Origin of the sequence: Pedobacter sp. MC2016-24 (genome assembly GCF_015223055.1) — a bacterium.
Classification (GTDB): domain Bacteria; phylum Bacteroidota; class Bacteroidia; order Sphingobacteriales; family Sphingobacteriaceae; genus Pedobacter.
Window position 1 is genome coordinate 1,012,785 of the sequence record NZ_JADFBX010000001.1, and the last position, 24,365, is coordinate 1,037,149.

Consider the following 24,365-nt stretch of genomic DNA (forward strand, 5'->3'; position numbering starts at 1 on the left):
AATACAAATTTGGGCGGCAGCCACCAAAAACGTGGCACGCCTAGGTTAAAAGCATATAATTTCATACTTTCGAATAAGATTTGGGTTAATACATAAAACCGATGTCGCAATTAGTTTTTAAGGGTTAACTCAGATACTCATGGCCGTGGAAGTGCTTCAACACTTTCATGGCTTTTTCTCCTCAAAACCATCCTGCAGTATTAACTCGCCTTTGCCCTGATTCTGTTCATTTTGTTTAGGTTTTAAAAAGGTTACTCCTGTTGATTAAGTCAGGAACAAACCTTTTTATTGGTTAGTTGATCTATTAATTATTTGCTAACTCTCATTTCATTGCTCATGAGAGCTTCGCGGTTAAGAGGTTGGTTGAACCTCATTGATGATTCTATAAAAATTAAACACTTACTTCACTTTGATGACATTCCCCTCAATCACAAAATGCACTTTACTGGTTCGTTGTAGTGCCTTAAGGACACCAGATACAGTCTCAAACCTGGATACAGACCCCGTAAACGTGATCGCTCTCAAGTCAGGATTTACAAATTCCACCTCTACATTATACCATCTGGATACCTTTCGCAGTATACTTGGTAAAGATTCGTTATCAAACACAAACTCCCCGTTCTTCCAATCCATCACATGATCGGTATTCACCGAACGCACATTTAGCTTTCCATCCGATAGCACAGACTGCTCACCAGGTTTTAACACCGTATTCCCATTCACCCGAACCGAACCTTCCAATAATGTAGTCCGAACCACAGGCTCATCGGCATAACTATTGATATCAAAATGAGTACCCAGAACTTCCACTTCCTGCCCCGCGCTGATCACTTTAAAAGGATGTGTCTTATCTTTCGCTACTTCAAAATATGCTTCACCAGTCAGCTCCACTCTCCTGGCGCCAGTACCAGAAAAGGAAACCGGATAAACCAATTTAGAAGAAGCATTCAACCAGACCTTAGTACCATCAAGTAAAATCAGCTCATACTGTCCGCCTCTTGGTGTCTCCACGGTATTAAACTGATCAGCAACACCCGACTTATCCTTTACTACATAAATCAGTTTACCTTCTGAATTCTTACGGATCTCCACCCCGGCTTCCATAGCTAAACGACCGGTAGTTACATCATTCAAGGCAATTTTTTTTCCATCCGACAACACCAAGTACGCTTTATTACCACCCGGCTTAACCCTGCTAAAAGCAAGTTCCTGACTCCGCTCCAATTGACGGGAAGCAATAAAAAAATACAGTCCAATACTTAAAGTTACCAGGAGAACCGCTGCAGTGCTGACATAGTGGACAAAAGCCATCTTCCGCACCCGAACCGGTACAGTCGTAACAGATTTAGCATGTATCTTACGCATGACCATTGCCCATGTGAGCCCTAAATCAGTAGTATGGTAGTGAATGAAATCTTCACGTAGTAAACCCTCATCCTGGCAAGCTTCGAAGAAAGCTTTATTGCGATCAGAAGCATTAACCCAGGCCTCCAGTTCCGCCTGAGCAACGGCATCCAAAGACCCTCTAAGATATCCGGTCATCAATTCAGCAATATGGAATTCAGTTTCTGGCATATAATATAGAAACAGGGAGACATTAGAAAACGCCCGAAAATATTTGAATTATTTTTGCGGCACAAAAATTAAAGCCCAAAAGTCTTAGAAATTGATTGATTCATATCTTAAGGCTTTGCGTTAATCATCATCAAAAACGCCAGATAGGCCGCACCAGAAATCCCACGCTTTAACATCGCCGTCTTCAAGTACTCAACCGCATTGGCCTTATAATTACGGACTGTTTTAACCGAAAGCCCCAATTCCACTGCAATTTCATCGGTCTTTTTACCCTCAATATAAATCCGTTTAAACACCTCTTTCAAAGTATCCGGCAACGCCTCAATCTCACGGTCCAGAATATGCAGCATCTCCGACTTAATGATATCCAGAAGAATTGTCTCTTCCCCCCGCTCGAGTTCCCTAAGCAAAGTCTCTTGCGCAGCAGACTTCACCTTCAAATGCGCCAAATGATTCAAACAAGCATTGCGGCAGGAGATGTACAAAAAAGCCTTAATACTCTGCGGATCCGAAAAATCAGCATGTTTACTCCAAAGTCTCACAATACAATCTGAAACTACATCCCTGGCCTCATCCACATCCTGCAACAGACGACTGCTGAAAAAAGTAAGCCCCTTACCATGCAACTGATAAAAATGAGCCAGCGCCTTTTCATTCCCCTTTCGGAATTCCTCCAGCCAATAATGATCATCTTGCCCCTCTACTTTTAAAGTCATCAAAGAAATATGAATAATGGTCCTAAAATATATAACCGCCTCCAATAATATGAAATATTTCCCAAATCGATTAGATCGAGGTCAAAAACTTATGCAATCCAACACAAACATTACTGCTCCACAACATTTAGGATTGATCCGAATTCCGCTTGATCCTATGCCCTCGATTGATATGAAATAAAACAAAAAACCCTCTAAATAGGAAGTATTTAGAGGGTTATAACTCGGTCTGAACCTCGTTTGTCGGGGTGGCAGGATTCGAACCTACGACCTCCTGCTCCCAAAGCAGGCGCGATACCGGGCTACGCTACACCCCGAACTGGTATCTGTTTTTACTGGTCAATATTAAACTACTTTTCCAAGTAATTTGGTCGGGGTGGCAGGATTCGAACCTACGACCTCCTGCTCCCAAAGCAGGCGCGATACCGGGCTACGCTACACCCCGAACTGGTATCTCCTTTTTTATTCCCTTTTTCGAAGGGATTGCAAAGTAACAATTTTTAAATGATATATCCTACTAATATTATTCAAATAAATTTACCGTGCTGCAGTGTCAATTACTACGGCCGCAAAGATAGAAAAAAACACTTTGCTACAAATTAAATATTGCATTTTTTTAAGAAAAAAACTATCCACAAGCATAAAAAAACGGCTTTCTATCACTAAATCAACCGCTTATACAACCACAAAAAATTCATTAAAATCCAGGTAAATGAAATCCATCAAAATTCCGGAAGCAAATTGCAAAGTAAAGCCCCCGAATTTCTTCAGGGGCTTTCATGCAGGGACTCAAATCACTTGCCCAGACTCAGCCGTAGATTTAGCTCAAAACTGCCATTCGTATAATTACTCAGGGCAGAAGTTTGCGTGGTATACGTCCCGCTGATCAGGTACCGGTGCTTGTAGTCCATTCCTAAACCAAAGGTTGCGTTTTTGCTACTGTGGTACATGCCCAGTAAAAATGCCTGCTTATCGACAAGGCTTACCTGTGCGCCTGCGTCCCAGATGTTATCAAATCCTTTGACTCCCCTAAACACAAATTTAGGTTCAGCATCAACTCCGTTAGCACCTTCGCTAAGTGCAAGCCGATAGCTTATCGCGGTATAAAACGTGGCGACATCGGCCAGTTTGATGACATCTTTTTTCAGTACACTTTTCAAGTTCGGAACCGAAGCCTGAATGTTCAGGTGATCAGACGTATAGGATATTCCGAAATCACCGTCCAGGTAAGTCTTACGGTCGTTATACTGCCCCACCATCGGATCACTTGGATTACCATAAATATCCGCATTCTCCAGGCGCTGGCTCATAAAACCAACCGATACCCCGAAATTCAGATGCTGCCCATCCCCGCTCAAAGGTAAATGATAAGCATAACTACCTACTACACGGGTCTGCCTTTGCAGACCCGCACTTTCATTGTTAACAGTTAAACCTAAACCAACCCGACCGAAGCCATAATCTACGGTCACGTTCTGTGTCAAAGGCGATCCGGGTACATTACTCCAGAGTTTCCGGTAAGCGCCATTCACCTTCAGGCCCTGAGCATCACCTGCAAAGGCCGGGTTAATTAAATATTGGTTGGTATAGTATTGAGACGACAGCGGATTGAGCTGCGCGTTTACTGACTTGCTGCACAATGCCGCTAAAACAATCAGTAAGCCTATTTGATATCTTGTTTTCATAACTACTTTTCTCTAACAACAGTGATAAAACCTCTAAAGACTTGTCTGCCGGCACCAAAATCAATGATGTAATAATAGGTGTTTTCTGCCAGTGGACTACCGTTCACAGTACCATCCCAACTGTTGTCATAGCCTTTTTTGCCATACAACAGCCGCCCGGCTTTATCAAACACTTTCACTTCATTGTTCGGATAAAAATCAATATTGTCGATGATCCATTTGTCATTATACCCGTCACCATTTGGCGTCAGAATATTGGTTGCTTTAATCTTGGCCAGATCGTCCAGCACCGTAATGGTAAAGGTTTGCGTTACTGTACATCCACTGGCATTGGTTCCGGTAACCGTATACGTAGTGGTTTGCCGTGGCCTAACCTGCAACGTTGCAGAACTTAATCCACCAATCACACTGTTATCCGAACTCCAGGCATAAGATGCAGCTCCGGTAGCATTTAAAAACACAATCTCGCCTTTGCTGATTTGCGTTCCCTTGTCGCTGTTGATGCTCAATGCAGGCAATGCGTTGACAGTAATCACAAATGTGCGGCTATAGCTGTCTACACCCCCATTTGCAGTACCGCCATTGTCCTTCACTGTTACCGTTACAGTAGCGGTTCCCGAAGCACCAGATTTAACCTGGTAGTTCAATGTCCCTGCTGCACCGCTGCCAGACACTGTTAATGCGTCAAACAAACCGGCATTACTGCTGCTCACCGACAAACTGGTTGTTTGTCCGGTTTCCGGCCCGGCACTGATACCTGTTAACGCCACACTTTGCGAAGTTCTGGTATAGCAAATGGTTTGGTTAGCAATAGCTGCAAGCGTAGGCACTTCATTTACATCGGTCAGGTTAATGGTCAGTACCTTTTCCAGGAAAGAATTGTTTGCTGTAGTAGACCGAACCCTGATGCTGTAAACCGCTTTGGTTTCATAATCCAGGGTCGCTACGGTATTGATCTTGTTACCACTGATGGCAAAAGAAGCATTGTCTGTAGCACCTGTACCTGAAACAAGCGTATACGTAAAGGTAGCAGCAGGATCATCAGAAGTACTGCTCAGTGTACCTACATTGCTACCTGCAGGGGCATTTTCCAATAAAGTAACTGCCGCCAGGCTGATATTGGTTGGCACATCATTTTTAATGGTCAATGTACCTTTCTGGAAGGTAATGGTATAATTGGCTGCTGCTGCTCCGCTGACCAGGATGTCATATGTACCTACCGGGCTAGCGGTAGTTGCTGTAGTAGACAATACAGGTTGGGTTGAGAGTACTGTATTGCTTTCACCATTGACCAGACCGTTATAACTTGCAGTCAGTGCCGGGTTCACAGTGCCCAGGAATTTAGTTTTATCGTCTGCTACAATGGTTAACGCTTTCCTGTTTACAGTTAAACTACCATTGACGTAAGCGATGGTATAATTGGTCAACCCTGTACCAGTTGCAGCAGTAGCCACAATTGGATAAGGTCCACCGGCAACTGTAGCTGTCGAAGCGGCACCTGTACTGGTTAAAGTAACACCAGTAACGGTATTGCCATTGATCAGTCCCGTTGTGCTAAACTCTGTGCCCGCGAAAACCACTGCATCGCCATAAGTTTTAGTCCTTGCCGAAGCCGTGATGGTTAAGGCTTTTTGGGTTATCGTCAATGTACCATTTGGATTACTTACCGTGTAATTGGCCAGTTTACCATCAGGATCTGCAAGCGTAGCCACAATTGGATAGGTACCCGCAGTTGCGGAAGCTCCGGCTCCTGTGCTATTTCTGCTTACGGTAATGTTATCAGCATTTTGCAGGCCATTGATTGTTCCAGTAAAATCTGTATTGCTCAACACATCGCCATAAACCTTAGCGCGGCTGTTGTTTACAATGGTCAGACTTGCGGTATTCACCACCAGGCTTTGTTGCACATTGGCTGCCGCATTGAAGCTGGCATTTCCAGGCTGACTTGCCGTGATGGCCGTTGTTCCGGCTTTCAATATGGTAGCTATATTACCAGTAACCGATACGATAGTCGGATCGGCAGCAACATACGTTATTGGCAAACCTGCCGAAGAGTTCACACTACCCAGCGCAAATGCAGCATCGCCATAAGTTTTAGCTGTAATGGCATTAAAGGTAATGGTTTGATTTGCCTTAGGCGTAGCCGAAACATCCGAACTTGACGCACTCAGGTTACCAGCATTGTCGATGGCCAGGATCCGGTAATAATACAGCGTACCATTGGTTAAACCAGTTTGGGTATAAGTGGTTGTACCTGCTGCTACATCTGCCAGTAAAGTGGTAGGTGCAGGACTTGTACCATAAAAAATGCGGTATTTTGCCAGGTCCGTTTCTGTATTGGCAGTCCAGCTCAGCACATTTTGCGTATTCCCCGAAGCCGCAGCTAAACCTAACGGTACAGCCGGTGGCGTCTTGTCAAAAGTAACAGAACCTGTACCTGTAGTAACTGGCGTACCGGCATTTCCAGTCAGGTCACTAAAGGCTATATTGTAAGTCACCGGGCCCTCGGTATCGGCTGCGACGAAAGTATAGGTCGCTGTCCAGTTGTTACCTACAGCCGTTGGCATCACTGCATGACCTGCTATGGTTACCACTGGTGTTTGCAAAGCTTCGCTAGAGGCAAATGTCAAAGTAACCGTATTGCCAGTTGTAGCCAGTGTAGGCACTGCGTTGTTGGAAACGATATTAACCGATGCCAAAGTTGGCGCAGCATTATCCAGGGTTACTGAACCTGTACCTGTAGAAACCGGTGTACCCGCATTTCCGGCCTGATCGCTGAAAACGATGTTGTAAGCTACCAGACCATTCGGATCCGATGAGGTAAAAGTATAATTTGCAGTCCAGTTGTTACCTGCTGCAGTTGCCGTTACGACATGCCCTGCAATCGTTACTACCGGAGTTTGCAAGGCCTCGCTGGCGGTAAAGGTCAGCGTAGCAGTATTGCCGGTTTTAGCTAAAGTAGGTATGGCATTATTGGACACAATATTTACGCCTGCTAAGGTTGGCAAGGTTTGATCTAAAGTTACGGAACCTGTACCGGTAGTGACAGGCGTACCTGCATTTCCGGCAAGATCACTGAAAGCGATTTGATAAGCGACCAAACCTCCGGCATCAGCTGAAGTAAAGGTGTAACTAGCTGTCCAGTTGTTACCTGTAGCGGTTGGCGTCACAGCATGTCCGGCAATGCTCACCACAGGCGTTTGTAAACTTTCGCTGGAAGTAAAAGTCAATATCGCTTTATTTCCTGCTTTGGCTAATGTGGGCGTTGCATTGTCAGAAACAATGGTTACTGCACTTAAAACCGGTGCAGTTTTGTCAAACGTTACTGAACCTGTACCAGTTGTAACAGGAGTTCCTGCATTGCCAACCAGATCGGTAAAAGCAATGTTATAAGCTACCAGTCCTTCAGTGTCACCAGTTACAAAGGTATAGCTTGCTGTCCAGTTGTTACCAGCAGCTGTTGGGCTTACCACATGTCCCGCTATGCTTACCACAGGCGTTTGTAAACTTTCGCTGGAAGTGAAGGTCAATGTGGCTGTATTGCCAACTTTCGCCAGGGTCGGTACTGCATTGTCAGAAACAATGTTCACCGCAGTTAAGATTGGTATGCTATTGTCCAGGGTTACAGAACCTGTACCTGTAGAAACTGATGTTCCTGCATTACCAACCTGGTCACTGAAACTGATGTTATAGGCAACCAGACCGTCGGGATCAGATGAAGTAAAAGTATACGAGGCGGTCCAGTTGTTTCCTACAGCCGTTGGTACAACGGTATGACCAGCGATGGTCACCACTGGTGTCTGTAACACCTTGCTTGCGGTAAATGTCAGCGTAGCGGTATTACCTGTTTTGGCTAACGTAGGTATGGCATTATTAGAAACAATATTTACCGCTGTTAGAGTTGGAGCTGTTTTATCAAAGGTAACAGAACCAGCACCGGTTGTCACCATAACTCCAGGATTCCCTGCCAGGTCGCTAAAATTGATGTTATAAGCAACAGGACCTTCCGTATCTGAAGCCGTAAAAGTGTAGGTTGCAGTCCAGTTGTTTCCTGAAGCTGTTGGTATTACAGTATGCCCGGCAATAGTGACTACCGGTGTCTGAACGCTTTCGCTCGAAGTAAAAGTAAGTATCGCTTTGTCGCCTACTTTTGCCAGCATAGGTAAAGCATTGTCTGAGTTGATTTCCACTGCAGTCAGACTTGGCGGCGTTTTGTCAAAAGTTACCGAACCTGTACCGGTAGTCACAGGAGTTCCTGCATTGCCCGTCAAATCGCTAAAGCTGATGTTGTAAGCAACAAGCCCTTCTGTATCTGAAGAAATAAAGGTATATGTTGCTGTCCAGTTGTTACCTGCAGCGGTTGGGGTTACGGCATGCCCGGCAATGGTGACTACCGGTGTCTGGATGCTCTCACTCGCAGTAAAGGTCAGCGTAGCTGTATTTCCAACCTTGGCATAAGTAGGCAAAGCATTATCTGACAAAATGTTAACAGCGCTCAACGTTGGCCCGGTATGGTCAAAAGTATAAGCAGGACCTGTTGTGAAACCACCATTTATTGCATTACCTGCAACATCAGTAATACCCGTTCCGCTGGCATTTAAATTAAGCACCAGTGTTCCGTCACCTGTTATGCTGTTCACAGTCACCGTATACACGATATTATCCGTGGTGCTGACCCCAGATATGGTGCCGGCTGCTGTTGAAGTACTGACCAGACTGAAATCAGTTGCGTCTACCTGGGCCACCTGTTCAGAGAAAGTCAGTGTGTAGTGAACTGTTGTTGCATTGGAAGGGTTTGGATCTGCCAGCACAATACTGTTCAACACAGGTAAGCTGGTGTCTATGGTAATATTCAAAGGCGTAGAAGCTACGCTCACATTGCCTGCTGGATCTGTCGCGGTTGCCGTGAATGAATGTGCACCTGGTGTCAACAGCGTTGTGGTGATAGACCAGTTTCCACCCGTAGCTACACCCGTTCCAAGCACAGTAGTACCATCGGTATCGTATAAGGTAACCGTTGAACCTGCTTCTGCAGTTCCTGTAATTACTGGGGTAGTTACTTTAGTAATTCCATCTGAATTTGAAGTTCCGCTATCACTTGCTGTCGCCAGAACTGGTGTAGATGGTGCATTCGGATTGGCGGTATCAAAAGTCAGTACCGGTGTAGTTCCTGCACCGCCGTTATTTCCTGCCAGGTCCGTATAAGTGGCCGCTGCAACCGTAATGCTTACAGTGCCACCATTGGTAGAAGCTGTCGGCGTAAAGGTGGCCGTGCGGGTCAGGCCTGAACCTGAAATGGCACCTAGCGTTCCACCGGTTACCACCACGTCGCCCGTAGTTCCGTTCCAGGTAAATGTGGTACCCGGATCTTCAGAAAAGGTAAAGGTGATGGTTGCCGTTTCACCAGCTTTCAATTGTGAAACACTGCTGGTAATCGCAAGTGTTGGTGAAGTCGTATCAATGGTGATTGACAGTCCGGTAGAAACTGCACCGTTATTTCCTGCCAGATCTGTTGCTTTTGCAGTGATGGTATGTGCCCCTTCAGTAAGTGTAACTGTCGAGGTAATAGACCAGTTGCCACCTGTAGCCAGGCCTGTTCCAAGAACGGTGGTGCCATCGGTATCGTATAAGGTAACTGTTGAACCTGCTTCGGCAGTTCCGGTAAATACAGGTGTGGTTACATTGGTAACGCCATCAGAATTTAGCGTTCCGCTGTCACTCGCTGTAGCCAGAACTGGTGTAGATGGCGCATTTGGCGCAGAAGTATCAAAGTTCAGGGTCGGCGTAGTACCTGCACCGCCGTTATTGCCAGCCAGATCTGTGTAGGTACTTGCTGCCACTGTAATGCTTGCAGTACCGGCATTGGTACCGGTTGTCGGCGTAAAGGTGGCTGTGCGGGTCAGGCCTGAACCTGAAATGGCACCTAGCGTTCCACCGGTTACTACCACGTCGCCTGTAGTTCCGTTCCAGCTAAATGTGGTACCCGGATCTTCAGAGAAGGTAAAGGTAATGGTTGCCGTTTCACCGGCTTTCAATTGTGAAACATTACTGGTGATTGCCAGGGTTGGTGAAGTGGTATCAATCGTGATCGCCAATCCTGTGGAAGCCACACTCTCATTACCGGCCACATCTTTGGCTTTTGCTGTGATGGTATGCGCTCCTTCGGCAAGTGTAACTGTAGAGGTAATAGACCAGTTGCCGCCCGTAGCCACGCCTGTTCCAAGCACGGTGGTACCATCGGTATCGTATAAGGTAACTGTTGAACCTGCTTCGGCAGTTCCGGTAAATACAGGTAAGGTCACATTGGTGATTTGATCTGCATTCGAAAAGCCATTATCGCTGGCTGCAGCCAGAACTGGCGTAGCGGGTGCATTTGGCGCAGAGGTATCAAAGTTTAGGGTCGGCGTAGTGCCCGCACCTCCATTGTTACCAGCCACATCTGTGTAAGTGGCCGCTGCCACAGTAATGCTTGCAGTACCGGCATTGGTACTGGCTGTTGGTGTAAAGGTTGCTGTGCGGGTCAGGCCTGAGCCTGAAAGGGCACCTAGCGTTCCACCGGTAACCACCACATCGCCTGTAGTCCCGTTCCAGGTAAATGTAGCACCCGGGTCTTCAGAGAAGGTAAAGGTAATGCTTGCCGTTTCACCGGCTTTCAATTGTGAAACACTGCTGGTAATCGCAAGTGTTGGTGAAGTCGTATCAATGGTGATCGCCAGTCCGGCAGAAGCCACACTCTCATTACCGGCCAAATCTTTGGCTTTTGCCGTGATGGTATGTGCACCTTCTGTAAGTGTAACTGTCGAGGTGATAGACCAGTTTCCACCTGTAGCCAGGCCTGTTCCAAGCACGGTGGTACCATCGGTATCGTATAAAGTAACTGTTGAACCTGCTTCTGCAGTTCCGGTAAATGCAGGTGTGGTTACATTGGTAACGCCATCAGAATTTTGCGTTCCGCTATCGCTGGCTGTAGCCAGAACTGGTGTAGCAGGCGCATTTGGCGCAGAGGTATCAAAGTTTAGGGTCGGCGTAGTGCCTGCACCGCCGTTATTGCCAGCCAGATCTGTGTATGTACTTGCTGCCACAGTAATGCTTGCAGTACCGGCATTGGTAGCAGCTGTCGGCGTAAAGGTGGCTGTGCGGGTCAGGCCTGAACCTGAAATGGCACCTAGCGTTCCACCGGTTACCACCACGTCGCCTGTAGTTCCGTTCCAGCTAAATGTGGTACCCGGATCTTCAGAGAAGGTAAAGGTGATGGTTGCCGTTTCACCGGCTTTCAATTGTGAAACATTGCTGGTAATCGCAAGCGTTGGTGAAGTGGTATCAATGGTGATCGCCAATACGGCAGAAGCAACACTCTCATTGCCGGCCACATCTTTGGCCTTTGCAGTGATGGTATGTGCACCTTCAGTAAGTGTGACTGTCGAGGTAATAGACCAGTTGCCACCTGTAGCCACTCCTGTTCCGAGAACGGTGGTACCATCGGTATCGTATAAAGTAACTGTTGAACCTGCTTCGGCAGTTCCGGTAAATACAGGTGTGGTTACATTGGTAACGCCATCAGAATTTAAGGTTCCGCTATCGCTCGCTGTAGCCAAAACTGGTGTAGCGGGCGCATTTGGAGCTGAAGTATCGAAGGTCAATGTTGGCGTAGTACCTGCACCGCCGTTATTGCCAGCCAGATCCGTATAGGTGTTTGCTGCCACAGTAATACTTGCGGTGCCAGCATTGGTAGCAGCTGTAGGTGTGAAGGTTGCTGTGCGGGTCAGACCTGAACCTGAAAGGGCACCTAGCGTTCCACCAGTTATCACCACGTCGCCTGTAGTTCCATCCCAGGTAAATGTAGTACCCGGATCTTCAGAAAAGGTAAAGGTAATGGTTGCCGTTTCGCCAGCTTTCAATTGTGAAACACTGCTGGTAATCGCGAGCGTTGGTGAAGTCGTATCAATGGTAATCGCCAGTCCGGTAGAAGCTACCCCGGTATTTCCTGCCGGGTCTGTCGCTTTTGCAGTGATGGTATGTAGGCCTTCTGTAAGTGTAACTGTCGAAGTAATAGACCAGTTGCCACCTGTAGCTACTCCTGTTCCAAGTACAGTCGTGCCATCGGTATCATACAGCGTAACCGTTGAACCTGCTTCGGCAGTGCCTGTAAAGGTAGGAAGGGTGACATTGGTGATTTGATCCGTAGGGACACCACTGTCACTTGCCGTGGCCAACACCGGTATTGCGGGTGCAATGGGTGCTGTTGTATCGATCACAAAACCTTGATTTGCTCCCAGGGAACCTGGACTTCCAGGTGCCGGAAGTGTTAGTGGTGCATTTGCACCCAGTGAATTCTGAATGGTTCCACCCGCCAGGGTGAGCGATCCTACCGCAGCATAATCCAGATCTGCAGCGTTTTCTCCCGCAGCTACCGTGTACGTGAAGCTTAGGGTGGCAGTTCCTGAACCAGAAGTATAAAAGGCTTTTCCGCCACTATTTAAGGCAAGTTCAGGAACACCCGTTACCAGTACAGGTTGGTTAAAGGTTACAGTAACCACAATCACCCCTCCTGCTTTATACAGAAGAACAGTATTGGGAGAGCTGACATCGGTTACATTAAAGGACAATAAGGTCTGGTGCAATCCCTGGGTAAAAACAGGGTTGGAACCTATGGTTGATATTACGGGCTCGCCAATAGTAAAGCCCATGGTATTCCCACCGGGCAGTGCCAGGGAGCCACCACTGGCACTTATGGTATGGCTATTCGCACTTTGAGCGTTTGCCGTTAAGCCAGCCAAAATCGCGACCCATAACAATATGATTGTTTTGAGGTATCTCATGATGATAAGTTTAATGATCAGCTGTACTTATTTACTCAATGCTTAAGCCTGCGCTGGCATAACCAGCTACAGTATTGATGAGAGTGAGTCCCGTCGCACTGGCAGAAAACACCAGTAAATAGCGTGTCTGAGCGGTTACCGGGATGTTCAAACCTGTAGTTAAGCCATTAGATATAGTTCCAAGACTAATCAGCCCCGACAATTGCGGAGCTAAAGTAACAGAGGCACCCGGTACAGCTGTAAAAGTATTATTTGGCGTAGTGCTGGAATAAAGCTGAGCAGTAATGGTCACCGTACTACCTACAAGGCTTAAGGCTGCCGTGTTGCTAAAAAAAGCAGACATGCTTTTTATCGTACCACTTCTTGGCACAGAAAAGGCAAAGTTTAAGAGCGTACCCGCTGCCCCAGTCAAATCAATAGTTCCCCCAATTAAACTAACGCCCGTAGCGCTGCTTCCAAAACCTACCAGACTTGTTGTTCCGGCAAGCCCACCCACAATTGTAGTTAGCACTACAGGTAAACCAGAAGCAAAAGGTATAATCGCACCACCATTAGAGCTGCCAGATGCATCATTGGCATCAGTTAATCTTACCCAAGCTCCTGTTTTCGAATAATAGAAACCTTTGGGTGCGTTGGTCTGGTATACCAATAACCCGTCACTCGGCGAAGTTATTGCTGCCGCTGAAGTCACTCTTGGAATCAGAACGCCTTTAGAGCTGGAGGAGATATCCAGCACCGCATCCGCAGCAGGAAAAGTACCGGTCCCGGTACCAATACCAACACTTCCCGTATTGTTGTTCAGGATATTTGTACCTGAAAGATTCCAATGGTTATCGCTACTGGTTTGTGCATTAAGCGCATATGGAACGCTAACAAGTTCTACAGTACCAACGGTTGCGTATGCAGTACCTCCCGTAATATCTGCTTCAATTTTAAGAAATTTGTTGCCGGTAGACCATGGAATATTGACAAATGTACCCGTCACTACAGTTCCTGTACCAATTTGCAAGTTAACCAATCCGTATGCATTCGTAGTAGCCGATTGCGTTTCTGTATAAATCGCAGCCCCTGCCACACCCTGTTGCACAGTAAGTCGTAAGCCCACCGCCTGGTTCGGCAGGGGTTGTCCGCCTGCATTGCGGATCACCGACTGATAATTGATTTTTTGAGGAGTTTGTGCAAAAACGTTCAACACAAGGAGGCATAAAGCCATTAGCGTAATTAATTTTTTCATATTCGTTAATTTAGTTAACAGTAGAGAGTAAAAAATATATTGTTGTTATTAATTTGCTAAAAGAACCGGGGATAAAAAGGCACCTGACTTGAACGTTATCGGTAATTCAGTGCGGAACTGAATATTATTTTTGCTGCGTATGTTAATTTATATGTGTAAAAATGAAGAAAAAAATAGTTGTCAAACAAAAAAACAAATAAACTGAACAAACTGAACGAAAAAGAGCCTGCAAGTAATTGCAGGCTCTTTTTCCGGACAAATGAACAAACGTATTAAATACTTTTTTACGCGGCGTATTATTTACGTTTTCTACGGATCAGTATGATTAGGCCGAGTAGAAAGAGCGCGCCAGGAATGACACCATAAAAGAGTATTTGCAGCGTTTTCACACTGGTTTTTGTCAAAGTACTGATGTTGTCTTTTGGAGCAGGACGACTCGCATCGATCGGAAACTCCCCATAAGAGAACCAACGAAATATGCTTAGCGCAAATCCGGAATTTAAGGTCTGCATATTGTTTCTTGTCAGTTCTGCATTACTAAAAAAGTCAGCATCACCAGAAACGATAATTCGTTGTTCCTTATTTTTCACAGGACGCGTCAACATCAATGCGGTAGGAAATGCACCTTGCTCATCGCCATTTCGAGGGTCCAACGTAAGCGCGGCTGAGTCCAGCGTAAACTTTCCCTTCTTTAACCAACTGGTCTGTCCATCGGTTATAAGCAACGGATGAATATCAAATGCCCCTTTCTCATCATAGCTCAAGGCAGCTGCATCTGGCATAGACACCGGCCAGCGTGCAGCATAAAATGGCTGCAAACCTGGAGCCATAGCTACCGCCCCTGCAGCAAGTACTGGCGCAACCAATCCGTATGAGTAATCCTTACTGCGTTGAACAAGTGTTCCATCCAGCATTTTAACTCCCAGGGAATCCAATAAAGGGTTGATAACAGTTTGTTTTCCAGGTTCGCCGGCAATTAAGGCATTACCACCTTCTGCCAAATACTTACGTAATTTAGAAAGCGCAACCGGGCTAAAAGCTTTCCTTGGATCGGCAATAATCAATGCTGAAATACCTGTCGGAATCTCTGCATTTTCCAGGGATACACTGTCCACATCAAATCCCTGATTGATCAATGAACCTCGTAGCGTTTTAGTATTGAGTAAAGATTTATAATCTCTATCCCCAACTTTATCCATGCTACGCTGATAGCCGTCTGTTGCAAAAACAATTCTAGGTGGATTCATGATCATGCGCTTCATGGCTGCACCAGTTTCAGCTTCTTTTGGCCAGAATTCGTTATCTGGTGCTGGAAAAGTACGCAAAAATGTATTTTTACCCTGGTATTTTAACTGCATCACCACACGTGCCCCCTCAACCTGCAGGTTGATCTGTTTATGAATCTCCTCGGGGCTTAAAAAGTTGCGTAGTTCCAGTTTCTGAATATTCGTCATGAACAATACAAAATTGTTAAAGGTTGACTTGCCCTTGATCAGCTGTTCGGTCAGGCCCGGAATACTATCGTAGTAATAAACCCACTTCAGGTTGATATTTGGTTTGAAACGGAGGTATGGTTCCCAACGCGCAATATCCTCGATACGCTGATTTGGTTTCGCCTTATTGTAAGAATCTTCCATACCGTTGATGTATTCGGTCACCTCAATAGGTCCGTCGCCCATTTTTTTCAACAAGTCCTGACTGGCTTTGGTCAATGTGTTTACCTTGGTTTCGGTAGCGTCATAATAAGCGATCATGGGCTGACGGGAAGTAATATAGGCGATACTTAAGCCGACCAGGGCAATCAGCGTATATCGGCTGGCCTGCTGGATTGCCGACTTAGCGCGTCTTTCCATTTCCAGTTTGGTCATGGTAAAGGCAAGAAACATTCCTGAAATGACGAGGTAATAAATGACATCACGGGTATTCAGCAATCCGGCGATCATACGCTCTGCCCGACTCGGCATAGAAAGGCTATGTGTCAGATCACGTACAAAATCAATGCCCTGTCCTACCGTTCCAATGTAATTCATAAAGGCCAGCACCACAAAAGTGCTAATTGCGGCTACCGCCTGGTAGGTGGTTAAACTGGACACAAAAATGCCAATCGCAGCATAGGCATTTAAAAGCAAAAAAGCGGCAAACAATGCAACCAGGATATGAGGATAGTCAAAATGTGGAATAAACCAGGCTCCAGTGATTACAAAGAGACTGATTACGCCTATAATCACCAGATTATAAGCCAGCATGGCCGCAAATTTACCATATACCACTTCTGTTAGTTTTACCGGTGAAGAATAAAGTAGCTTGATGCTTCCGCTACTGGTCTCGCGACTGATAATTCCCATCGTGATTAACGGGATATACAAATACAGATCGTTTAAGATTCGACTCAATATTCCAACCTGATTTGGATCAGTGAATAAGTATGAGGTTAAAAAAGACAAAGCCGAAGCACGTTGTATATTGGGTAAAGCAGCTGTAAAGCCAAGACTCATCTGTACAAAAAGCACGAGGAGGAGTAACCAGGCAATTGGGGAATAAAATAGCAGGCTGAGTTCCAGCCTGGCTATTTGTATGATTTTCTTCATATAATATAAGGTTATTTTTTTTCCGGCATCAATACCAGCCTGACATAATTCTTATCCTGAATAAAAGTTGAGGCAGCCTGCTGAACCGATTTTACAGTAAGGCCATTCAGTGCGGTATTATAGTCGAAAAACTGCGTTAAAGGTTCTTTGTTCATCACTTGTGAAACCAGATAATCCAGCCAGAACACATTATTTGTTGATCCCGTTTGCAAGCCCACCTGACGTGCTGCCTTGAATTTCTGCAGATTTTCAGCAGACGGTCCTTTCGTTCTAATTTTATCCAGTTCGTCTTGTGCAGATCTGATCAGTTTTTCTACGTTTTGCGGTGCACAGTCAAACGTAAGCACCAGGCTAAACCGGCTTTTTGGATACTTGGAAAGTGTCACCTGGGCATTTGGAACATACGTCCCTCCTTCCTGGTCACGAAGCCGCTCCGTCAGCGTAATCTTCAGCACATCAGCAATCGCATTCATCTGAATGGTATGTTCAAAATTGTAATCAAAAGGACCAGAATAAGCCAGAATGACACTTGATTTCTGTTCATCACCCTTATAAATCGTTTTAGAAATCCGGCCTGGTGGAATATTGATACCAAGATCGCGAATCGTTTCCCTCAAGCCCTTGCCAGGTAAAGAACCCAGGTATTTCTCCAGCAAAGGTTTGATCTTGTCCAGATCCAGATTACCTACAAACATAAAAGTAAAACCGGAGGCATCTGCAAATCGATCTTTGTAGATCTGGAATGCCCTGTCCAGTTTAATTGCATTTAGCCTATCCATGCTCTGAGCCCGTTTACGTACATGGTTATTCCCCAACACCAGGTTTGCAGTATCCATAAATACAGTAAACCTGTTATTTCCACTGGTCGTCAGCTGCTCTTTAGATCTTTCAACGAGCGTAACGAAAGAATCTTCATCTTTACGTGGCTCTGTAAAATAAGCATGCAGCAGTTCCAGCGTTACAGGTAAATCTTCAGGCGTTGTATTGCCATTAAAGCCCTGGTAGTTATCCAGAATAAAAGGACTTACCTGTACTTTTTTACCACCCAGCAATTTACCCAGCTGCTGTGCGTTATAATTACCTGCCCCTGCAGCAGAAATGAGATTTGCTGCATTTATGGCGCTTTCATAATCTGCATCAGAAGACAAAGATGCGCCCCCCTCAGCAAGTCCCTTAAATACGATTTGATCATTCTGAAAATTTGTTTTCTTCAGCAAAACAGTCAGCCCGTTACTCAAGGTAATTTTTTGCAGGCCCAGTACTTTGACATCTTCCACATTGGTGATTTTACCTGGTACTGGTTCATTTTTAAGCATTGGAAGATCCTGTACATCATCTACAAAGGGTGGCAGCGGCTGTGTATAAACACTTTCAATCCAGCCTTGAATGGTAGCCTCGTCTGGCAGAAAAGTTTTGTTGTGCGCTGAGGATTTTGCAATAATGTCCCGGTTCTTACTTTTCAGGTAGGAATCCATTAAGGCATTGATCTCATCCAGCTTGATATCTGAAAGCAGTTCAGTATTCAGTTTATATTCTTCGGCGATGCCAGGCGCCGCGCTTCCAGTTAAAAAATGTTGTAAATAAGGTCTGATCAAAGTTTCTGAAGCTGTTTTGTCCTTTTCCTTTAAGGCATCTGCCATTTTTTGCTGCTGTACTTTTTTTACCCGTTCCAGTTCGGCTTGCGTAAAGCCCTGCTCCTGCATCCGCCGTAGCTCCAGCCAGATACTTTTCAGTCCCTGCTCCGTTTCAGCAGGCTTGGTGGTTACATTCACCGAGAAAGCACTTAAACCACCTGTTAACGCTGTGAATCCAGCCAGTGGCAAACCTCTGAACCGTGCACTCACCATTTGCCCGAATAGATTTTTCAGGAGGCTTTTCCGATAATCTACATTTGTAATTACAGTATCGGCCGGCTCTTTCATCAATATTTCCAGAGATACGCCACCTAACTCCGGATCGATATATTGCAGGTATTGATTTTTACCACTTAGTGTACTGTGGTAAACTGTCCGTACCTTTTCTTTTTCAGGATTTTTGAGGTCAGAAAACTTAGTTTTAATGTCGCGCTCCATTTGATCTACGTCAATATCTCCGACCACGAGTATGGCTTCCAAATTTGGCCGATACCAGTCTTTGTAAAAACTACGAATTTCTTCAGGGGTCACTTTTAACAGTACTTCTTCTGTACCGATAGGTAAACGGGACCCGAAGCGTGATTTATTGGTGTAAAAAGGAATGGCCTGCTCCTGATAACGCTGGGATAGCCCCTGATGGTAACGCTTTTCTTCCAGAATGACATGACGCTCCCTTTCTACATCTTCCGCATTCATATCGGCATCCTGTGCCCAGTCGCGCATGATCTGTAAACCATTTGCCAACAGTTCAGGCTGATCGGAAGGCAATGGCAGTTGATACACAGTTTCATCCAGGCCGGTATTGGCATTGAGATCTGCCCCGAATCGTACACCCGCTTTTTCCAAATAGTTGGAGAGTTCCTTTTTGGGAAAATGTTTGGTTCCATTGAAACTCATGTGCTCTACAAAATGAGCTACCCCCCTTTGCTGATCAGTTTCCAGAATAGAGCCCGCTTTGATGGCCAGGTACATCGTTACCCGTTTTTCCGGCGTTTTATTTTTACGGATGTAATAGGTAAAACCATTGGCCAGTTTCCCTGTTCGTACTTCCGGATCAAGTAACAAGGGCTGTTTATCCATTTGCGTTTTGCAGGCCAAAGGCAAGCAAAGCGCAGCAATGGACAAAAGTCCCAAGCATTTATATTTAGTTAGCATATTGTCCCGCTTTAATAATATCTACAATCTTTTCATTCTCAATAATGATCATCCCCTGCCTGTCGGTCGTAATTCCACTAGTCAGCGTATACGGATAAGTTGGCACCCCATCTTTCATCACCGTAGGTAGATAAGAGAACTGTACATTATCTGATATTTCACCCAGTGCTTCACCCACTTCGATAATGTGGGTAGAGACTACAAAGAAACTGTTCCTGTTTTCTGAGAAAGCTTTAGTGACCGCAAGGGTTGCATCGTAAGCATCTTTCACATTGGTACCTTTAAAAAGTTCATCAAACAAAACGTACAAATCCTGTGATTCACTCACCGCCTGGGCTACCGTTTTGGTACGCAATACTTCGGCGTAAAAATGACTGTAACCCATATCCAGGTTATCCGATACGTTAATCGAAGAGAACAAACCATCTTTAACCGAGAATACCATACGTTTTGCTGCGATTGGGAAGCCCATGTGTGCCAGGTAAACCGCAATACCCATCGATTTCATGAAGGTCGATTTACCCGCCATATTGGCCCCTGTCAGGAACAACATGTTCCGTTCTTTAGTCAGATGCAGGTTATTGCTTACGCCTTTTCTTAATCCCGGGTGACGGAAACCTTCCAGATCCAGCAGCATTTGATCAGCTGGCAAAGCCCTGGCATAAACAAAATCCTGCTCAGCTGCTACCGCAGCTACACTCACAAATACGTCCAGCTCATAGATCAGTTTCAACAATGCTTCCATTTGATTGATCATCGCATGGCGGATTATATAGTCGTTCTTGATCAGTTGTGTCAGCGAAAGTTGGCCCTCAGGTGCATTCAATAAATCCTGAAGTCTGGAATCCTGTAATACTTTCGACGCAGCATCTAGTTCCTTTTGATACTCAGAAACACCTGCTTTTGCGGTCAATTCCTGAAAGAAATCTCTAAAAGCCTGTAGCACCTCAATGGTAACCGACTGACCGGCCTGCAATTGCAGCAACTGGGCATCATGAAAAAGCACCTGTTTGAACTTCTTAGTAAAAATGCCCCAGGCTACCCTTGGCAAGGCTGCACCTGCTCCGCCGGAAAGGTAATCTTCCATAGATTCAACCTGCGAACGAATCACCGGGAAGATCACCCGGTGCTGTTGAAAGAAGGCAAAGATCGCACTCCGTTTATTGATTTCATCCGGGGTATTCAATGGCCTGGCGAACATTCCTTCCAGTACCTTTTCCCCACCACGGGTTTGCAGGTGGTTGAAAAGACTATAAATGGATTGTTGTTTAAACTTCCCTTGCAGGTTCAGATCTTCGATGGTCTGTCTGTCTGCCAGAAATTCCGGATGCTGCTTTCTCGTTTGCTTTTTATCTTTGATCAGCTCAACAACCCCCTCGTTATTGATGATGATCATACCATGCCGGTCATCGGTAATCCCTTCAGTCAGCGTATAAGTATAAATCGGTTTGCCGTTTTCCATGCGCGTAGGCAGGTAACGGAAAATCATGTTTTTACATTTCTTTTGCAGCACAGCTCCAGCTTCCATGATGTGGGTGGAGATCACAAAAAGTGAGTGCGGTTTGCTGGCAAAGGCTTCCATGATGGCTATCGTACCTTCATAAGCATCCTTCACATTGGTCCCCCTGAACAGCTCATCAAAGACTACAAATAAGTTCTTGCCTGCACCGAGTGCCTGTGCTACTTTTTTTACCCGCAATACCTCGGCATAGAAATGACTGGCTCCCATGGCCAGGTTATCTGGTAAATTGATGGTGGTGTACATCCCATCACATACGGAGAATTCCATACTTTTTGCCGCAATCGGAAACCCCAGGTGTGCCAGGTACATGGCAATGCTCAGCGACTTCATGAAAGTCGATTTACCACCCATATTGGCACCGGTCAGGAACACAATATTACTATCGGGGGTCATGGTCAGGGAATTGGCCACCGGTTTATGTAGCAAGGGATGAAAAGCGCCCTGCAATTCTAAACGGTTGGCGTTTCTTTCCAGCGCCTTTGCAAAACTGTAACCCCGCTCCCGGGCTACCCCGGCGATGGAAATGTATACGTCCAGGTGATAGATATGTTGTAATATTTTTTCCAGCAGTCCCCGCTGCTGGAACCGTAAAATATTGTCATACTCGACAATCTTCCCGGAAGATATTTTGCCCTTACCATGGTCGGTAAAAAGGATTTCTAATTCTTTTGCATTCAATAAAGCCAATACTTTTTCCAGCTCCAGGGCATACGGGTTGCCGGCAACTTTAGGCTGAATCTCCTGCATAAACTTTTTAAGCCCCTGCAAAATCTCCATCAGCGCCGTTACACTTTGTGCGGCCGCATTGAAATCTGCCATGCTAAAGCCCTGGTTTGATAAGCGGCTGCGCGGATCGGTATTACTTAAATAGCGTTCCGCCTCTTCAAAACGATTCCCCTGCAAAGGGAAAGCAGTATTGCTTTCCAGGAAATACCGTAATATAGCCACCCGGTCGTTGATCGCCCGCTCATCGGCAAGCGGGTTTCGGAACAGCTCCTCCAGCAGGGCCGCACCGCCCTGCGTGAAGGTTTTGTTAAAAATATGGTAGATCGAATCACTTCCCGATTTAGAGAAGATGTTCAAATCATCGATCGTTTGTTTATCGGTTATAAAGCTCATCATTATTTACGTTTTCGACGGACCAACAGCACCGTTCCTAGCAATAGGATGGCACCTGGAATCGCCCCATAATACAATATTTCTAATATGTTAACCCCGGCTTTACTCAATTTCAGGCTGCTGTCTTTAGGTTCTGGACGAGTCATGTCTACGGGAAATTGTTCATTCGAGAACCACTTGAAAATGCTAAAAACCAATGAGCCATTGATGGTTTCGATATTGCTCCGGCCCAGTTCCTTATTGCTAAAGAAATCGGCATCTCCAGATACGACAATCCGTTGTTCTTTATGATTTAATTTCCTGGTCAGCACCAATGCTGCAGGGAAAGCGCCCTGCTGGTCACCATTTTTCGCATCAAAGATCAAAGCTGCTGAATCCAGCACAAAGGCTCCTTTTTTAATCCAGCTCGTTCTGGCATCAGTCATTAAGAGTGGTTCAACATGAAACGCCGCAGCGCTGTCAAAAGTTAAAGCGGCAGCACCAGGCATGGATACCACTGCTTTGTCGTCAAATGACTTCTTCAATGCCGGGGTCATTAATACTGCCCCTTTAGCCAATGTTGGGGTAACCAGGCCATAAGAATAATCCCTGCTGCGTTGAACAAGCGTACCGGTTAGCAATCGGACACCCAATGAATCGAGTAAGGGATTGGCTACATCTTGTTTCCCTGGTTCCGTGGCGATCATCAGGTTCCCACCATCCCGAACATATTTCCGGAGCTTGGCTAAGGCAAAGGAACTAAAAGCCACTTTTGGATCGCCTATGACCAATGCAGCGATGCCATCAGGAATCTGCCCCTTTTCAATGGCGATACTGTCCATATCAAATCCAGAATTGATCAGTGAATTCCTTGACAATTTATTGTTGAAAAACAACTTATAATCTCTATCGCCAATCTTGTCCACACTACGTTGGTAACCATCTGTTGAAAAAACAATTTTAGGTGGGGTCACAATCAAGCGCTTTAGCGCCGCAGCAATTTCGGCCTCCTTCGGCCAAAAATCTCCGTCATCGAAAGTGCGCAGGAAGGTAGTTTTATTTTTATATTTCAACTGGATCACCAGGCGTCCACCTTCTTCCCGCAGGTCGATCTGTTTACGGATGGCTTCTGGACCTAAAAAGCCAGAGGTATCGATATCTTGTGATTTTGCGTATGCTTTAAATATTGTCTTCAGACTTTTCCCCGGATTCGCAGCATATAACTGCGGATCGAAACTATCATAATAATAAACCCAATGCAGGTTGATATCCGATTTAAAGCGCAAGTAGGGCTCCCAGACACTAATGGCCTTTAAACGTTTTACAGGCGAACCTTCCGCATAACTATAATTCAGACCATTGATATAGGCTGTCATTTCCAGAGGCCCATCGCCCATTTTTTGGAGTATTTCCTGGGTAGGTTTAACAATGGTATTGACTTTGGTATCGGTGGCATCATAATAGGCAATTAAAGCCTGGCGCGAACTGATATAAGCTAAGGCCAATCCCAGAACTACAATTCCAATATACCGGTAAGACTGGCGAAAAAATGATCTGGATGTTCTTGCCAATTCAAGTTTCGCAATCGTCAATGAAAGAAAAATACCTGAAATTACGATGTAGTAAAACACCTCACGGGTAGTCAGCAAGCCCATCACCATGCGTTCTGCACGGCTTGGCATGGAAAGGCTATTGGTCAGGTCACGCACAAAGTCAAGTCCCTGTCCAAAACTCCCGATGTAGTTCATAAAGGCCAATACTGCAAAAGTGCAGATTGCTGCCACCACCTGGTACGTCGTCAGGCTCGACATAAAAATACCAATGGCGGCATAAGTACTTAGCAATAAAAAAGAGGCCAGCATGGCAACCAGCACATGCGGATAATCAAAATGATCTACGCACAGTGCCCCAAGGATAAAAAACAGGCTCATTACGACTACAATCACCAGGTTATAAACCAACATGGCGATAAACTTCCCATAAACAATCTGGCTCAGCTTTACCGGCGATGAATATAATAATTTGATGGTCCCACTACTTGTTTCCCTACTGATGATTCCCATGGTCATCAGCGGTGTGTACAAATATAAGCTTGCCAGAATGGTATAAAAGATTCCCTGAGCAACAAGCGGAGATGACATGCTGGAAGTAAACAACCGATCTGTTAAAAAACCAAAGTCAGGAATAAATTGCTGCATGTGCTGTAATTCAGCTACACCTGGTATCAGGGCATGCGCCATCTGGACCAGCAATACCATAATGAGGAGCCAGGCAATCGGAGAATAAAACAGCAGACTGAGTTCCAGTTTAGCTATTTGTATTATTTTCTTCATTTGTGT

The 24,365-nt window shown here is 45.5% G+C and carries 9 protein-coding genes and 2 tRNA genes; all 11 read right to left on the reverse strand.

The window, feature by feature from the left end:
• Positions 1–399: 399 nt before the first annotated feature.
• Positions 400–1,575 carry a FecR family protein gene (locus tag IM797_RS04520; RefSeq protein ID WP_194125888.1) on the reverse strand — a complete coding sequence of 392 codons (1,176 nt, stop codon included), beginning with the start codon at positions 1,573–1,575 and terminating at the stop codon, positions 400–402.
• Positions 1,576–1,682: 107 nt separating this feature from the next.
• Positions 1,683–2,291, reverse strand: coding sequence for an RNA polymerase sigma factor (locus IM797_RS04525; RefSeq protein WP_228098708.1), 609 nt, complete (start codon positions 2,289–2,291; stop codon positions 1,683–1,685).
• Positions 2,292–2,534: 243 nt separating this feature from the next.
• Positions 2,535–2,608: transfer RNA gene (locus IM797_RS04530), tRNA-Pro, on the reverse strand.
• Between the two features lie 51 nt (positions 2,609–2,659).
• Positions 2,660–2,736, reverse strand: a tRNA-Pro gene (locus IM797_RS04535).
• Between the two features lie 349 nt (positions 2,737–3,085).
• Positions 3,086–3,976 (reverse strand): type IX secretion system membrane protein PorP/SprF, encoded by an 891-nt coding sequence (locus IM797_RS04540; RefSeq protein ID WP_194125889.1) that lies wholly within the window; start codon positions 3,974–3,976, stop codon positions 3,086–3,088.
• Between the two features lie 2 nt (positions 3,977–3,978).
• Entirely contained in the window at positions 3,979–12,795 is an 8,817-nt protein-coding gene (locus IM797_RS04545) for an Ig-like domain-containing protein (RefSeq protein ID WP_194125890.1), read from the reverse strand.
• A 31-nt stretch (positions 12,796–12,826) separates the two neighbouring features.
• Positions 12,827–14,029: an exosporium glycoprotein BclB-related protein gene (locus tag IM797_RS28585; RefSeq protein WP_194125891.1), complete on the reverse strand. Its 1,203-nt coding sequence runs from the start codon at positions 14,027–14,029 to the stop codon at positions 12,827–12,829.
• A gap of 296 nt (positions 14,030–14,325) precedes the next feature.
• Complete coding sequence (locus tag IM797_RS04555; RefSeq protein WP_194125892.1) at positions 14,326–16,617, reverse strand: Gldg family protein; 2,292 nt, start codon at positions 16,615–16,617, stop codon at positions 14,326–14,328.
• A gap of 11 nt (positions 16,618–16,628) precedes the next feature.
• On the reverse strand, positions 16,629–19,406 hold the full coding sequence (locus tag IM797_RS04560) for a pitrilysin family protein (RefSeq protein ID WP_194125893.1): 2,778 nt from the start codon (positions 19,404–19,406) through the stop codon (positions 16,629–16,631).
• On the reverse strand, positions 19,396–22,050 hold the full coding sequence (locus IM797_RS28315) for a hypothetical protein (RefSeq protein ID WP_228098709.1): 2,655 nt from the start codon (positions 22,048–22,050) through the stop codon (positions 19,396–19,398). The genes IM797_RS04560 and IM797_RS28315 overlap by 11 nt, the downstream gene beginning before the upstream one ends.
• On the reverse strand, positions 22,050–24,359 hold the full coding sequence (locus IM797_RS04570) for a Gldg family protein (protein ID WP_194125894.1): 2,310 nt from the start codon (positions 24,357–24,359) through the stop codon (positions 22,050–22,052). Before IM797_RS04570 ends, IM797_RS28315 begins: the two co-directional genes overlap by 1 nt.
• Between the last annotated feature and the right edge of the window lie 6 nt (positions 24,360–24,365).